The 16,977-nt window shown below is 39.9% G+C and carries 11 protein-coding genes; 7 read left to right on the plus strand and 4 right to left on the minus strand.

Annotation, left to right across the window (positions count from 1 at the left end):
- The coding region (locus BM308_RS06045; protein ID WP_143075391.1) for a zinc ribbon domain-containing protein at positions 1 to 210 on the plus strand (210 nt) is incomplete at its 5' end.
- A gap of 63 nt (positions 211 to 273) precedes the next feature.
- On the opposite strand, the gene BM308_RS06050 is transcribed toward BM308_RS06045, so the two are convergent.
- Positions 274 to 1,104 (minus strand): transporter substrate-binding domain-containing protein, encoded by an 831-nt coding sequence (locus BM308_RS06050; protein ID WP_074943721.1) that lies wholly within the window; start codon positions 1,102 to 1,104, stop codon positions 274 to 276.
- Between the two features lie 278 nt (positions 1,105 to 1,382).
- On the opposite strand from BM308_RS06050, the gene BM308_RS06055 reads away from it, so the two are divergent.
- On the plus strand, positions 1,383 to 2,027 hold the full coding sequence (locus BM308_RS06055; protein ID WP_074943723.1) for a M15 family metallopeptidase: 645 nt from the start codon (positions 1,383 to 1,385) through the stop codon (positions 2,025 to 2,027).
- Positions 2,028 to 2,346: 319 nt separating this feature from the next.
- Entirely contained in the window at positions 2,347 to 4,053 is a 1,707-nt protein-coding gene (locus tag BM308_RS06060) for an IS1634 family transposase (protein ID WP_074943725.1), read from the plus strand.
- Positions 4,054 to 4,112: 59 nt separating this feature from the next.
- Here the strand turns inward: BM308_RS06060 and BM308_RS06065 are convergent, their stop codons facing one another.
- A complete protein-coding gene (locus BM308_RS06065; protein ID WP_074943809.1) occupies positions 4,113 to 5,582 on the minus strand; it encodes an alanine/glycine:cation symporter family protein in 1,470 nt (489 codons plus the stop codon).
- A 274-nt stretch (positions 5,583 to 5,856) separates the two neighbouring features.
- Here BM308_RS06065 and BM308_RS06070 point away from each other — a divergent pair, with 274 nt between their 5' ends.
- A complete protein-coding gene (locus tag BM308_RS06070; protein WP_074943726.1) occupies positions 5,857 to 9,423 on the plus strand; it encodes an HD domain-containing phosphohydrolase in 3,567 nt (1,188 codons plus the stop codon).
- A 125-nt stretch (positions 9,424 to 9,548) separates the two neighbouring features.
- Here BM308_RS06070 and BM308_RS06075 read toward each other — a convergent pair whose 3' ends face one another.
- Together BM308_RS06075 and BM308_RS06080 are read right to left on the minus strand one after the other, a co-directional pair.
- Entirely contained in the window at positions 9,549 to 10,193 is a 645-nt protein-coding gene (locus BM308_RS06075) for a DedA family protein (protein WP_074943728.1), read from the minus strand.
- Between the two features lie 81 nt (positions 10,194 to 10,274).
- Positions 10,275 to 10,742, minus strand: coding sequence for a tRNA (cytidine(34)-2'-O)-methyltransferase (locus BM308_RS06080; protein WP_074837864.1), 468 nt, complete (start codon positions 10,740 to 10,742; stop codon positions 10,275 to 10,277).
- A gap of 237 nt (positions 10,743 to 10,979) precedes the next feature.
- On the opposite strand from BM308_RS06080, the gene BM308_RS06085 reads away from it, so the two are divergent.
- Genes BM308_RS06085 through BM308_RS06095 form a run of 3 tightly spaced genes read left to right on the plus strand, consistent with a single transcriptional unit; the run spans position 10,980 to position 16,851 of the window.
- Positions 10,980 to 14,822: a DNA translocase FtsK 4TM domain-containing protein gene (locus tag BM308_RS06085; RefSeq protein WP_074943730.1), complete on the plus strand. Its 3,843-nt coding sequence runs from the start codon at positions 10,980 to 10,982 to the stop codon at positions 14,820 to 14,822.
- 9 nt (positions 14,823 to 14,831) lie between these two features.
- A complete protein-coding gene (lolA, locus tag BM308_RS06090) occupies positions 14,832 to 15,443 on the plus strand; it encodes an outer membrane lipoprotein periplasmic chaperone LolA (protein WP_074943732.1) in 612 nt (203 codons plus the stop codon).
- The gene (locus BM308_RS06095; RefSeq protein ID WP_083425476.1) at positions 15,424 to 16,851 is read left to right on the plus strand and encodes a replication-associated recombination protein A; all 1,428 of its coding nucleotides are present in this window, start codon (positions 15,424 to 15,426) and stop codon (positions 16,849 to 16,851) included. Before lolA ends, BM308_RS06095 begins: the two co-directional genes overlap by 20 nt.
- The last annotated feature ends 126 nt before the right edge of the window (positions 16,852 to 16,977 follow it).

A 16,977-nucleotide genomic window follows, 5' to 3' on the forward strand; every position in this document is an offset into this window, starting at 1 on the left:
AATACCAGCAGAACCTGTCCTAAGTGCGGTCATATCTCCAAAGATAACCGAAAAACTCAGGCTGTGTTCTGCTGCAAAAGCTGTGGATATACAGCCAATGCAGATGAAAATGCAGCGAAAAATATCCTAAGGGAAGGTCTATCCCGGCTAGCACAGGAAGTGAACTCCAAAAGGAGTCAGCACTGTGAACCCACCGAAGCTGAACAGTAATGTCAGCAGTAGGAATCCTCTTGTTTCAGCAAGAGGAGGATGTCAAGATTTCTAATCTGTACTCTATTTTCCAAGATACTCTGAGACCAGTCTTTCCAGGGTTCCGTCGTCATGCCACTTTCTGATGAGAGCATCTATGAATGTGGATAAATCTGAGCCCTGTCTTGTTACTATTCCATATTGCTGAGGGGAAAACTCTTCGTTCAGAAGTTTTAATTTATCATCTGTAAAGGAGCTAAGAATAACTTTGTCGCAGCAGAATGCTTGAACATGGTTTCGTTCCATTGCTTCTAAAACAGCCTGATTGCTCTCGTAGCATTCAAAGGCAATCTTATCGGTCCACAGTTCAGGCTTGAATGACCATTCATCAAACTGAGAGTCATCTATTAAGCCTTTTGATATCATGTATTTTACAAGCTCTTTTGCTGAGTTTGAGTTCTTGATAATTCCGACTTTTTTCCCAACTAAATCTGCAACAGAATTCAGGTCGGAATTCTTATGTACGAGAAGCGTAACATTTGATTCAAAATAAGGAGATGAAATATCGTATCTTAATTTTCTATCGTCAGAAATTGTATAGGTTCCGATCATACAGTCAGCATAGCCTGAATCAAGAATACTCTCTCTATTGGCTGAAGTGATGGTAATAAAAGTAACCTCAACATCCTCGCCAATCTCTTTTGCAATCATACTGGCGATAGTAGGTTCTATTCCTTTATATTCTCCAGATCTTTCATCCTGCATAGAAAGAAATCTTACATCATTTTTTACTGCAACCTTAAATTCTTCGTAATCTTTTATGGTTTGCAAATGACTTTCTTCAGCAAAGGAATGGAAACATAAAGTCAAACCTAGTAAACATGAAAATACAAGTGATACTTTTTTTTTAGACATTTTGGTTCCAGAAAAAAAACAAATACCTATTATTAAGTCTATGCCTCTATCGGACATATGGTAAATATATTTTCTGTGGATTGTGATTTATTGCAAATGTTAGTCTTAAGAATGAATGTATGATTTATCTGATTGATTCATGAGCTGAAAGTCTATGACTTTGTAGAATTCAATGAGGTATGACGAATATGGATAATCGTATAAAAAAAGCTTTGTCTGTTTTAATTTTGTCATGTGTCATAACTGCGTGTACTTCTAGGGAATTCAATAGTTCATCTATGAAGAACCTAAGAGCCGGTTCCATTGTTCTTTCCGAGAATATAGGAAAAAACAGGTTTAACGAACTGTTTTCCTATTCTCAGATCCCAGATAATATCTGGGCGGAAATGCAGGGGAAGACATATAAGGAAAATCCTTATATAAAACGAGAAGACTTAAGTTATATTAATTTTTTGCACCATGATTTTGATGGAAACATCCGAGTTGGTGAGATGATCTGCAATAAGGCTATTGCAAAAGATCTTAGTGAAATATTTTATGAGCTTTACTTAAACAACTACCAGATTGAGCGGGCTGTTCTTCCTGACTACTACGATGCTGATGATGAAAAACAGATGCAGGCAAATAATACTTCAAGCTTCTGTTACAGAGCTGTTTCTGGGACAACAGTTCTTTCCAATCATGCGAAGGGAATGGCTGTTGATTTGAATACTCTCTACAATCCATACTGCAAAGTTAGAAATGATGGCACTCTCTTTGTTCAACCTAAAACTGCTGCTCAGTACTGTGATCGTACCGCTGTATTCGGACATAAAATCGATAAGAATGATCTTGCCTATAAACTCTTCACCAAACATGGTTTTAGCTGGGGAGGTGACTGGAAATCCGTTAAAGACTATCAGCATTTTGAAAAAGAAAAGTGAGTCATAAATGAAGAATAATTAGGAAATAAGAAGGGAGGCGATTTGCCTCCCTTTAATGTGAAAATAAAAACGCTAATTAAATAAAATTAGTGAGTCAGTTCCTGATTCTTATTTCTTCTAGCTTTATGAGAATGTCTTCTTCTAGCCTCAACCTTAGCAAGTCTGCCGGTTAAGCTCTCTCCCGTCTTTGATACTTTAATTTAAAAAATGTTAAGTAAACCGCGATAGAAAGCGGTTTTTCTTTATAAATACGTGTTGTGTATGCGTAATGTATATGTTATAATCCAATTATCGCATATGGGTAGATTGGAATCGGCTTATGTTTATTCGCAGAATTAAAAGAGCTAATGGTCAGGTCAGTATTGTTCTGGTTGAAGGATATAGAGAAAACGGTAAGGTTAAGCAGCGTACAGTTGAGTATCTGGGAACAGAATCAGAACTTACTAAAAATGATCCGGAGGCTGTTAACAAACTCATCAATAAATATAAGAAGGCCCAGAATTCCAAAGATGCCTTTATCAAACTGACTATAAATCTGGCAGAAAAAATCTCTGATGAGAATACAGTTCGTAACTATGGATATTTTTACCTGGATAAAATGTTTATAGAGCTTGGTCTTGATAAGTTATGCGATGAGATTCAGTCAGGCTCAAAGATAGAATACTCTCTCAAGGACTGTCTTAAACTCATGTGCTTTATGAGAGCCCTAAAGCCTTCATCAAAGAAGACCTGTCAGGAGAAGGGATGTGATTACTTCTTTGAGGATTTCAATCTCAGACTTGAACATCTGTACAAATCACTAACCTTATTTGATGAGAACAAGCAGAACTTTGTAGACAGGATCCACTCCTCACTCTGCGAAAAATACAACAGAAAGACAGATATTCTTTACTACGATGTAACCAATTATTTCTTTGAAATAGATGCTGAAGATGAGCTCAGAAAGAAAGGCTGCTCAAAGGAGCATCGACCTTTGCCAATTGTACAGATGGGACTGTTTATAGATAATCAGGGACTTCCTGTTGATTACTATCTGTATGAAGGAAATCAGAATGACTGTACCACGCTCAAGCCATCCTTTGAAAAAATCAAGAAAACCTACAAGGCAGATAAAGTAATTATTACTGCGGATAAAGGCTTAAACAACGGACCAAATCTGGGATATATTCTCTCCAATGGTAACGGTTATATTGTCAGCCAAAAGATAAGAGGAGCAAGTAAAGCTCTTAAAGACGAAGTTCTGAATGAGAATGGCTGGCATACTAACCTCAGTGGGGACTTTAAATTTAAGGAATTCAACAGAACCATTGATGTTGAGGCACCTGACGGACAGAAAATCAAACACGAACAGAAAGTTGTCTGTATCTGGTCTAAAAAATATCAGCTCAAAGAAAAGTCAGCACGTGATGCCTTACTGGAAAAAATCACACTTCTGGCTAATGATCCGACAAAGTTTAAACAGAGCTGCCATAAAGGCATGAGAAAGTATATTGAAGAGGTCACTGTAGAGAAATCTACCGGTAAAGAAAATAAGAGCGTAAAAGTATCAACTTCTCTTAACTATGAAAAGATTGCCAAAGATGAAGCTCTGGATGGATACTATCTGATTGTAACCTCTGAAACAGAACTGTCTCTGTCTGAGGTTATAGAGAAATACCGTGGCTTATGGCGCATTGAACAGTCATTCAGAATTACCAAATCAGACATTCATGGCAGACCTGTATTCGTCAGAACACAGGAGCACATCAATGCTCACTTCCTTACCTGCTTTATTACTCTGACTATCTTAAGAATGCTGGAGATTAGACTTAATCGGAAGTACTCTGCAAAATCTATTATTGACGGCTTAAATTCAGCTGTTGCTGTTGATATAGGTAAAGATATTTATCAGATTAACAGAAGAGATGAAGTTGTAGATGAGCTTGATAAGCTTTATGGACTGGACTTTTCAAATAGATATGTCAGAAAAGAAAATCTGGCAATTCACCATTCTGAAATAATAAATTCTGTGTACACAACACCTTAAAAATCGATAAATGGCATCACTAAGCCATTTATCAGATTTAAGTATCAAACTCGGGAAAATTAGTGAGTCAGTTCCTGATTCTTATTTCTTCTAGCTTTATGAGAATGTCTTCTTCTAGCCTCAACCTTAGCAAGTCTGCCGGTTAAGCTCTCTGAAGGACCGTAAATTGGATCCTGTCCTGCCAGATATCTGTTCTCATAGTCATTTACAGCCTTGATAATCAGCTTGTACAGTCCGATAACGGCGATGATGTTTGGAATAACCATCAGACCGTTGAACATATCTGCAAGCTCCCATACAAGTTCTACCTTAAGCATAGAACCTGTCATCAGGAAGCAGAGTACGATAACAGAGAAGATATTGATGACTTTGTAGCCGAACAGATATTTTACGTTCTGTGCCGCAAAGAAATACCATCCGACGATAGTGGTGAATGCAGCGAAGAACAGACATACAGCAACGAAGCCTGAACCAGCATCACCCATACCCTTAACGAAAGCAGCCTGTGTCAGCATAATACCGGTGGTCTTACCATCTAAAGAACCTGTTACCATGATAACCAGAGCGGTTGCGGTAAGAACAACGAAAGTATCGATGAACAGACCAACAATAGCGGCAAGACCCTGTTCTACTGGATGCTTAACTCTGGCGACAGCGTGAGCATGTGGAGTTGAACCCATACCAGCCTCGTTAGAGAAAAGACCTCTTGCAACACCATATCTGATTGCTTCCTTTACAGTTGCTCCTATTACACCGCCAGTAGCTGCTGAAGGAGAGAATGCACCAACAAAAATAGCTTTGAAAGTTGGGATAATTTCAGCGTAGTTAGTTAGCATGATGTAGATTGCACCAAGCACATAAACAGAAGCCATCAGAGGAACTAATTTCTCAGTAAATCCTGCGATACGGCTGATTCCACCGATGAAGATGAAACCTGCAAGCATAATGATAAACAGACCAGTGATTTCGGTAGGAATACCAAAAGCAGAGTCAAAGGCAGTTGATATTGAGTTTGCCTGTACCATTACACCAATAAAGCCCAATGCAATGATGGTCAGAATAGAGAACAGAGCTGCCATTGGCTTGTTACCTAAGCCGTGCTTGATGTAGTAAGCAGGACCACCGGTAATTCTACCCTCTGTATCCTTAGTTCTATAAAGCTGACCCAGAATTGCCTCTGAGAAAATGGTTGCCATTCCGAAGAATGCTGCAAGCCACATCCAGAAAACAGCACCTGGACCACCCATAGCCATTGCAGTGGCAACACCAGCAAGATTACCTGTACCCACCTGAGCTGCGATAGCTGTTGCCAGAGACTGGAAGGAGGTCATTCCGTGGTTACCTGCTTTTTCACCGTTAAATGACAGGCCGCCGAATACGTGTTTAAAGGCGCGTCCAAATTGACGGATTTGCACTAAGCGAAGCTGAAAGGTAAAGAAGATACCTGCGCCAACCAGCACTGGAATAAGACACCATGGACCCCATAGGATAGAGTTGATGTCAATAATTATTTGAGTTAAATAATCCATGTTGATATTAGTCATTAGTTGAAATAAAAAGACACTGACGTGTCTTCACCGAAGCCGTATTGTAGCAAAAAATACTCAGAAATTACTATTTTTGGCGGTTTGATCACAGTCTTGCACTATAACTGTAATTTTTTGACTAAAAAGAAAACAAAAGGATAATCGACATCAAAGAAGCTAATTAAATTTTGTGAGAGCTGTTTAAACAATTGAATATGGCAATAAAATTTTTATCCAGAAATGGTATAAAACCCGTAGATAAATCGGGTGTTTGACCATGTCTAGAGATATAAAACCAACAAACTCTTTCAATTCACTTTTTGTAATTGGCTTTGCTCTTATAAACTGTGTGGGGATACTTTTATCCTCAAAGCTGAGTCTTCCTGTATGGCTCGATTCTGTGGGGACGATGCTCAGTGTCTATTTTTTCGGCGTTTACGCTGGACTGGTATGTGTCCTTGTTAATATCGCAACACAGTTTCTTCTGGATTCCTTAAATTTTGTCTCTCCTGCAGTGGGGGTGTTTATCATTTACGCCACCCATTTTTTTAAGAACAAGCATCGAATTGATTTGAATGCCATGATGCTTTTTTCGATATTCGTTATTTTTTTCTCCTTCCTTATCTCGTGTGGTCTCAACTTTTTTTACGAAGGTCAAATTCGAGCAAATCTGTGGGGAGATGCTATTCTTTCCTTCTGCAGAGACAATAATATTAAATATGCAGGATTACCTCTGGCAGCCTTCTATCTTGAATTTCTAGATAAGCTTGTGTGTGTCCTGATATTCTTTTTATTAACTCGCTTTGTCCTTTTACGATTAAGTTATTTCAAAACTGAAGATGACAATAATGAGACCTCTGAAGGATTCACTCAAGTAAACTTAATTCCTCTAGTTATTGGTGTATCTGTATTTTCTCTGTTTTCTTATCCTTCAGAAACTGTGGCATCAGAAACTGCTGTTACAGATATGGCTAAATCTCCTTTACATGATTTGTTGTCATATTCGGTACAGGAGACTGTATATAATCAGAAAAACGGTCTTCCATCCGGAAATGTAACTTCTATCTGTTCAACTTCAGATGGCTATGTATGGATTGGTTCCTATTCCGGTTTGCTCAAATATGATGGCAATAATTTCAAAAAAGAGAAGGGTTTTGAAAGAGTACGAAACATCAAGACCATGCATGCTCAGGGGAACAGGCTCTGGATTGGCACAACAGATCTGGGTGTTTATTTATTGGAAAATGGAAAAATTGTAAATCATCTTACTGTCAAAGACGATCTTCTTTCTGATTATGTTTCTGGAATTGAAAGTGATGATAAGGGGAATATTTATATTTCTACTCCTAGTGGTATGAATATTCTGAATAACAAAGACGGATCCTATAGAGTAAATTCTGTTTATAGAGCCGGTAACTTCTCATATCTAAGCCACGGACAGGAATATATACTGGCGGTTGATCTTAAAGGCGTTATTCACTGTTTTTACGATACTGAGGAAGTTATAAAAATTACTCCTCCAGAACATGTCCACTATACCTCTGCTTTATATTGTGAGAATGGATTCTTATATGCAGCAGACAGTTCCGGCAAAATCACTCGCTATAAAAAGAAAGACAATTCTTTTGTAAAGGTTGATGAGCTGTACAACAGAAAACTACATGGTGTTGAGTCTATGTTCTACAGTTCCATAGGCGATAAGAGAAATACTGTCTTTATCTGTTCTGATTCCGGAATATTCTATCTTCAAAGAAATTCAATTAAGAAAATTCAAACCGACTCTTTCAATGATTCTATCGATCAGGGCATAAGAGATTTTCAGGGAAATCTATGGTTCTCCTCAAGCAGACTTGGACTTCTAAGATTATATATTCCACCTGTTGTGATGGTTCCTGCTCTTAAAAATCAGGTTGTAAACTGTATTACCAAGTGGAGAGATCATTACATAGTCGGAACTGACGCCGGCTTAAAGGCCTATACCTCGAATTTCAGCGATCCTATATCATATGATTTTACTAATCTTCTAACAGGTATCCGTATCCGCGATGTATATGTAGACAGAAATGATTATCTGTGGATCTGTACTCATGGCAATGGAGTGTACAGAATTAAAGATACAATACAACATTTCACTGAAGAAAACGGACTGTTTGGTAACAAGGCAAGATCGGTACTTGAGATAGATGATTCAAGAGTAATGCTGTCTGGTACCTCTGGTCTGTCATTTTTTGATAAGAATTCTGGAATTATCCAGACGGAGAATATTCTTCACAAAAACGTAACAGTTTTGTGTTCTGCCTTAGGCTACGAGGGAGAAATTTACGCTGGAACCAATGGTAACGGAATCTATGTTATCAACGATTACAAGCTTGAAAAAATCATAACCAAGAAAGATGGTCTTAATTCAAATACCATTCTAAGGCTTTATTCTCTTGATGATAAAAAAGGACTTATAGCTGTAACTGGCAATGGTCTATGTTACATCGATGAGAACTATGAGGTAAGAGAGCTCAAGAATTTTCCTTTCTTCAATAATTACGACATTATAAAAATAGGAACCGATAAAGTTGCGGTAACAGGAAGTAATGGTGTCTATATTGTATCTTTAACTGACCTTATTGCTGATAATCCTGATTATCCTACAGAGCATTTGGATGAGAGTTATGGCTTTATTGAGATTCTGACTGCCAATTCTAGAAATTATCTGGATGACAAAATCCTGTTTCTTTCCTCAAATGCCGGCGTATTTGCCATGAATATTGATAACTATCAGAATAAGAATAATATCTTTAAACTTCAGATTGGCAGCATTAAAGTCGATGGTGAAGTCTATGAATCCAGCCCTGAGGAAAAGCTTGTTTTCCCTCGCTCTTCAAAGAGGTTAACCATTCAGCCTGCTGTTTTAAATTTTACTCCTGAAAATCCGTATGTAGGAATATGCCTTGAAGGTGTAGATGATGGATTTACATATACCAGACAGAAAGATTTAACGGATGTAAACTACACAAACCTTGGTCCTGGTGACTATGTGTACACCATGGCTCTGTTTAATTCAGATTTTGAAAGACGTTCTGATATCCTAAGAATGCCTTTCACAAAAGCCTCTGCCTTCTACGATAGTAAATTATTCATTACCTATTTTATTCTGGTGTCTTCGCTGATAATTGTTTATTTCACTTTCTTTATTGTTAAGCTCTGGATGCAGAAAGTGATTGATGAAAAGCAGTTGCAGCTTGAGCTTGCTGAACAGCAGATTAAGATGGGCGATGAAACCATTCTGACAATTGCTCAGGCTTTAGATGCCCGTGACCCTAGAACTAAATCTCATTCGATGCGCGTTGCAGAATACTCTGTAATGATTGCAAAGCAGCTTGGTTTTACTCCTAAACAATGTGAAAACCTCAGAAAGGTTGCTCTTCTGCATGATATCGGAAAAATCGGTATTCCAGATCGTATCTTAAACAAGCCTGAACGTCTCACTGACGAAGAATATCGTATTATGCAGTCCCACGTAACCATTGGTGCGGAAATTCTAAAGAATTTCAAATCAATTGATAACCTTGCGGACGGTATCAAATATCATCATGAAAGATATGATGGTAAAGGTTATGTTCTTGGTGTTAAAGGCGAAGAGATTCCTCTGATTGGAAGAATCATTTCAGTGGCTGATGCTTTTGATGCCATGTCGGCAAACAGAGTTTACAGAGACAGTCTTGATTTGGAACGTGTTATTCATGAGATAGAGAAGGGCAGAGGTTCTCAGTTCGACCCTAAGTGTGCAGATATCATGCTGGATCTAATCAGGTCAGGGAAACTCGATGACTATCTATACGATTCTCTTTAAATGACAGCTCCTCGAATCCATTTGGGTAAAAGTGAAGGATGCTGTTTTCTTAAAGATGAGATTTGAATTTGCCTGTCCTGAGAGCAAACAAGAAAATCACAACCTAATCGTGACATCAAATCTAACTAGATGCTCTTGTCTTTTGCTTCCTCAGCCTTTTCATCCTGCATCTTAGAGTGGAATTTTTTCTTGAAATAGATAACGGCAATAATTACAGCTAAAAGACCTAATGCAAGGAAGATTGCTTTCTGCACGTCGTGAACGTACTCCATCAGAATATCAAGATTATCTGCAAAGAAGTAGCCAAGATAGATCCATACAGGAACAGAGATCAGCGCTGCAAGACCGTCCATCACGATGAATGTGATGTATGAAATACGATGACTCATACCTGCAACAAGGTAGATAGGAGAACGCAGTCCAGGAAGGAATCTTGCTACGAACAGTAAGCCTAGACCGTGTTTTTTGAACTTGCGCTGAATCTGAGAGAATCTCTGAGGACTTACCACTTTACGGAAGAACTTGAGTCTCTGAACACGGTAACCGAAGATTCGTCCTGCAAGAAACATTGTACTGTCACCTGCAAGCACACCGGTTAGACCGATAGCGCACATAATATGAGGATTTGCCAACGCCAGACCTGAGATAACACCACCAGAAACCAGTGTGATATCCTCTGGAACAGGTACACCGAGACCGCAGAGAATTAAACATGCAAAAACTGCAATATATCCGTATTCTCCAAAAAATGCGACAAGTGTATCAAGCAACTTAATTTTCCTCTGTTTTTAATTTTTATTTATTATCTGAGCCGTATATATTAGCAGAATATTGTAAAAATGTCGTAACTTTTACACCAGGGCGTTTTCAAAACCGAGCTGTCTCCAGGCTTCATAAGCCACAACTGCAACTGAGTTTGACAGATTCAGACATCTGCTGTTTGGTGCCATCGGAATTTTTATTCTGTGCTCCTGTGGTACAACATTGTACACCTCGTCTGCAAGACCTTCCTTCTCACGTCCGAAGATTACGTAGTCTCCGTCCTCAAATTTGAAATCCACATGGGATAAGTGGGCTTTTGAAGTTGAGGCAATAAGACGCTTAGGCTTCTGTGTTTCCATAAAGGTCTGGAAATTGACATGGACTGTAAGATTGCAGAGCTCGTGATAATCAAGACCAGCTCTCATAAGGCGTTCATTATCCAGGTAGAACCCCAGTGGTCCTATGAAATGAAGTTTGGCCCCGCAGTTTACTGCTAGACGGATGATGTTGCCGGCATTACCTGGCATTTCTGGCTGATAGAGGACAATATTGATCATAAATTTCGTAGTTCTGGTTCGTTAATTTTTTTCGAGGTAATTATACTCATTCAGTTTTTTAATTCCATGTTTTTAGAAAAAACGAAAAAAAAGCGGATTGTGAGTGAATGCTCTCGCATTCTAATTTTTCTCAAATTGAACGAGTTTACGATAAGTGCTAACATTGTGAAGTTCAAGATTAACACACGAAAATACAAGAAGTTTAAGATAGACAAATAATCAATTGCGGAGGCTAAAATGCAGTTTCGCCCATTTAACGGGACGAGTTTTTCTAAACCAGTAGGTATGGTTCGTAAAGTTTTATTCGCAATTGCCTGTCTGATAAGTTTTATCTGCATCTGTTCTCTGATTTCATTCAGAAATACATCTGTAAATGCAATGAATGGGGAACTTTTAACAGAGCAGAGCTCATCTCCTTTTATCTCAAACTCCCAGGACACTTTCTTTGGAGTTATCTTTGATTACTTTGGAAATGTAACCTATTTATTTCCACTGGTTATCATTTATATAGGCTATAAGCTTTTCATGAAAAAGGTCTCCATAAAGGAGGTGGACTTTTTCATTATCGGAACTCTTATTCTGGGATTTAATCTGCTGGTTATCGGCTGCTGTGCTCTTTTCTCCTCAATTTCATCCGATGCTCAGATTGGAGCTGGTGGTATTTTAGGTGACTTCTTTACTATTTATCTGCACAGACTGCTGCCATCACAGATTGCTACATTTATACCTATCCTTCTGACTCTTATTGGTCTTTTCCTATTTACCACCAAGTCTCCATTATGGTACTGCGACAAGATTGGAGAACTGGCAGGTGCACTGTATGACAGAATTACAAATAAGCCTCGTACAGAGGAAAATAAGGAAGAGGAAGAGGATCATAGAACATCCGGAACCATGTCTGTTTTCGACACTGTTAATACCCAGAAGGCAACAAACGGTATCAGTTCAGTAAAGAATCCTGTAAAACCTCATGTTACCTTAAGCGGTCCTTTTGGTGAGCTTTCAAAGACAGAGCCAACCTTTAACACTCAGAATCGTGAGCCTACGGTTGCCCCAAGATTTGTTCCAAATGATATGCCTAAATTTGGTCAGTCCAGTCTGAATACCGGCTTTGGATCTTCTTCTCCTGCAGCATCATCCTTTGGTGGAAACAGAGATAGTTCCATGCGCAAGGAAAGCAGAGCTCGTACCTCTGATCATCGTCTTTCCTTCAGAAACAGCAGATCTGAAAGACCTCAGCAGAGAATAGAGCCTCAGTTCGGCCCTATCAGTGAACCACCATCAGTACCTAATTATCTGGTAGGATCCGCCACTTCAAATACATTCTCTGAGACAGCCTCCTCAGCAGTATCTGCAAGTGCTCCTGCTGATGATTCTCCTGCCACCTATATTACAGGCGCAGCATATTCATCAAATACTGCTACTGCACCAGACTATAACCGTTATACTGATGATTCATCATCTCAGTCAGAAGGTTCTTCAACTATTATCAATGGAAACGGATACTCTCAGCGCAACTCTTCTGTAAGCGAAGATTCCTCAAGAGAGCAGGTCCAGAAAACTATTATTTCAAGAGTGAGCGTAACACCATCTAAGAATGAACCTGTACGTTCCAATTATGATGACTCATATTCATCCTCATCCAAGACTGATTTAAACGAGCCATCAAAGAATTCAACCATTATCTATAAGGCTGGAGCTGACCATCTGCCTCCAACCCAGACTATCGGAAGCCCTTCAAGAAAGTCTGAGGTAAGTACTGTTATTACCCGTACTACTACCTCTACTCTGAACTCTAATGTAAATCTGAAGAGCTCCACGAAGAATTCTCTTGCAGGAGAGTTTTCTGAGAAGCCTGTATCTGAGATTAAAAAGCTTGAAGATGAGGAAAAGGCTTACGAGAATACGACCACAACCTCATCTATGTTCCCAACTGCAGCTCAGCTTGAAGAGAATGTAATTGATTTTGCTGATCTGACCAGTAATGATGTTCCTTTACTAAAGAAAAACGGAATCAAGATTGATTCTCTAAGCTCATCTTTCATTCCTGCAACAGAAAAGAACGACGGCAGACTTGATGTAAATCAGTCTTCCCCAATCAAGGAGTCTGATGAGATTTTTGAGAGGTATTCCCGTGGTTCAAGAGGGGTTACCCAGTCAGGCGAAATGAAGCATGAGCCCGCCTCTGTAACCTCAGAGATCTCCTCTGTAAACAGAATGAATGAATATCAGAATGAAGAGAGTGCTCCAGAGCCTAGTTCTTTTGCAGGTATTTCTTCAAACACCACAGAAAAGTCAGATAACGAAAAGACTTTAGGGGATATTAACTCTTCTAATATTTCCAGCATTGCATCAGAACTTATTGATAATGCCCCTGCTGCCTCCTCTGTAGATAACAGTGTTGAGGATTCAGTTTCTGAGAATACATTGATTCAGACCTCATCTAAGATTCCTTTTGATGATATGAGTTCTATCAACGGAGCTGTTCCTTACGGAATGAAGGTTGAGCCAAAGCGAAATCCAATAACTTCTATGCCAACCGTATCCTATGCAGTTGCTACTGAAACAACTCCAAAGAAGCTTTATGACAACTGGCGCCCTGCTTTATCATTACTTGCCCGCTCAAATCAGGAAGTTTTCAATAATGATGAAGAGATTGAAAATAAGATTAACGTCATCAACAAGTTTATGTCAGACTACAGTGCCAAGGCTACTGTTGCTGATTTTGTAAGCGGTCCTGTAATCACCCGTTTTGATATGGCCCTAGAGGCAGGTGTTAAGTCAAATTCAATCATGAGTCTGAGCACCGATCTTCAGAGAAGTCTGATGACAAACAAGATCAATATGATTGCAGCTGTGCCTGGAACTCCTTACATGGGTATTGAAGTTCCTAATGACCATCGTCAGATGATTACTCTAGGTGATGTTGTTGAGTCTAATGAGTTCTTAAATACCAAAGCAATTCTGCCAATGTGTCTTGGAGTTAATACCGTAGGCAATCCTGTGGTAGCTGATCTGACCTCAGCTCCTCATCTGCTTATTGCCGGTACCACCGGTTCAGGTAAGTCTGCAGGTCTGAACTCTATGCTGGTTTCTCTGCTGCTTGCAAGATCTCCTGCTGAGCTAAGACTTATCATGGTTGATCCAAAGACTGTAGAGTTTACCCAGTACCAGGGGCTTCCTCATCTGTTAACTCCTATCATTACCGATCCAGAGTCAACCTCTGCTGCACTGGCATGGCTGATCAAGGAGCAGGAGAGAAGATACAAGCTGATTTCTATGATGAATGTATCCAACATTCATCAGGTTAATAGTCTTATCCGTTCTGAGAACGCTAAGGGCAATGTTGTTTATGATCCTATCTGGACAGCAGATATGGGCGGTGAGCCTCCTGTACTAAAACCAGTTCCTTATATCGTACTGGTTATCGATGAGTTTGCTGATTTAATGGCTGTCGCAAGTGTTGGTAAGAAAGGCGGTAACAGTCCTGAGGCTATGATTGGACGTCTGGCTGCAAAAGCTCGTGCTGCCGGTATTCACCTGATTCTGGCTACTCAGACACCTCGTGCTGAAATTGTTACCGGTCCTATCCGTGCCAATATGCCTTCAAGAATTGCCTATACCGTTCAGAATTCACAGGAATCAAGAATTATTCTGGATGAAAACGGTGCTGAGAATCTGTTAGGTAACGGAGATATGATCGTTAAATATCAGAAGCTGAACAATACCCAGTCCTTCCGTGCTCATGGTCCATACGCAAGCAATGATGATGTTCATGCAGTGGTTCAGGCCTGGATTGACAGAGCTGGAGAGCCTGAGTATGTTGAAGGTGTGACCGAGTTTATTGACGAGGAAGAGGCAGAAGAGACCGTAAATGCTAATGATGCAGGTTCATCCGGTTCCTTAGATGCTAAGTTTGATGCTATTGTAGACTGGATTAGAAACGATCTTGGAAATACCACCAAGCTTTCTATTTCTGAGATTCAGACTACCCATTCAGTAGGCTACAATAGAGCCAAGAGAATTCATCGTCAGCTTCAGAATGAAGGCATTATTGATGCAAAGGGAAATATCCTGTAACTAATTATTATGAATAAATTACGTTTATTAAAACTGATATCAGCCTCTGCTGTATTTTTATGTTGTTCTGTATATGCTGATGCGGTTTCAGAACTGCAGCAGATATTTGCAAAACACAGCTCAATGTCAGCCTCTTTTAATCAGCAGGTGACAAAATCTAACGGTGAGGTTGTCTCAACTGCAGAAGGCAGTTTAGCAATTAAAAAGCCTGATTCTCTGATGATGCATACCTTGTCTCCTGATGAGCAGGTTTTATTTACCAGAGGCAAGGACGTATATTTCTACGATCCGTTTATCAATCAGGTTACTATTTTTGATAAAAAGGACCTGTATACCTCTCCATTCCTGCTTTTAACCTCAAACCGTTCTGATATCTGGAATCAGTACAAGGTTACTAAAGAGTCCGGCATGTACAGACTTGTTCCAAAAAAAAAGGCAGATATTAAGGAACTCTCCTTAAAGTTTAACGGAGATGATATCAGCTCAATTGCCATTCGTCTTATGGATGGAAACCTCAATACCTATAATCTTAACGGAATTAAATATACTGTTGAGAATGATGCATTTTCCTACACCATTCCAGAGGATGCACAGATAGACGATGAGCGCAAATCAAACTGATCTGTTTGCTGCCATAGAACAGGAGCAGAAAGACAATGAATCTCAGGCTGGTTCTGAGCAGATTGATGCTTTTGCTCCTTTAGCCTCAAGATTAAGACCTCAGTCGGTGGACGAATACATTGGTCAGAGTCACCTTATTGCCAAAGGTCGTCCTCTTAGAACAATCCTGGACAAGGGACAGTGCTATTCCATGGTACTGTGGGGACCTCCTGGTGTGGGCAAGACAACTCTGGCTCTGCTTTTTGCAAAATCCTGCAATGCCTACTTTGAGCAGATCCCTGCCGTAACCTCAGGTATCAAGGATATCAGGGAGGCTGTGGACAGAGCTCTTTTAAGAAAGCAGCGCGGAGTTAAAACTTTACTGTTTGTGGATGAGGTTCACCGTTTCAACAAGACTCAGCAGGATGCCTTTCTGCCTCATATTGAAAACGGAACCATTACCTTTATCGGTGCCACCACCGAAAATCCGTCATTTTCTTTAAATTCAGCTCTGCTCTCCCGCGCCCGTGTGTATGTGCTGCAGAAACTTAATGAGGAGGAGTCTAGGGCTCTTATTCATTATGCTTTGACTTCTGAGCGCGGACTAAAAAAGGAAGAGATTCATTTAGCTGATGGCGTTGAGAAAGCCATAGTTGATCTTGCAGGCGGAGATGCAAGATATCTTCTGAATATTCTGGAGATGTCTTCCGATCTTGCAGCCCCATATAAAGAAGGCGGCAAGATTTTAACCCTGGCCATGGTTGGGGCCGTAGCCGGTCGTAAGCTGATTAACTATGACAAGAACGGTGATGCCTATTACGAACTTATCTCCGCTTTTCATAAGTCGGTTCGAGGCAGTGCCGCGGATGCTGCTCTGTACTGGTATTCAAGAATCCTCGAAGCCGGAGGTGATCCTCTTTATGTAGCAAGACGTCTGCTTGCAATTGCAACTGAGGATATCGGTCTTGCTGATCCTAGAGCTATGACAGTCTGTCTTAATGCGTGGGATATCTTTGAGCGTGTAGGTCCTGCTGAAGGAGAGAGAGCTATTGCAGAAGCTACTGTCTACTGTGCGTTAGCACCTAAGAGCAATCATCTTTATGAGGCTTTTGGCAAGGCCCGTGAAGATGCAAAGGCACATGGCGATCTTGAAGTGCCTATCTATCTTAGAAATGCTCCTACCAAACTCATGGAGGATATGGGCTATAAAAAAGGCTACCGCTATGCTCATGATTTTGAGGGGGCTTATGCTGCAGGTGAGAGCTTCTTCCCTGAGGAGCTGACCGGCACTGTATACTATCATCCTTCTGACAGAGGCGCAGAGGTAACTTATACCAAAAAGATTGAATATTTAAGACAGAGAGACGCTGTTGAACAGGATAAACGCTATCCTGAAGGCTTTGTCGGCAAGAAAGTTACTCATAGATAATAATATTCTTCTTTTGTCAGGTATTCCTTCCTGACAGAACTTTTCTAACTGTTCTTCTGAGTCCATTTCGTGCTAATTCCTTATTTGTAATCCTTTTTTCTTTAACAGTAGGATTGTACTGATTAT

This window comes from Succinivibrio dextrinosolvens (assembly GCF_900116345.1).
GTDB classification, from domain to species: Bacteria; Pseudomonadota; Gammaproteobacteria; order Enterobacterales; family Succinivibrionaceae; genus Succinivibrio; species Succinivibrio dextrinosolvens_B.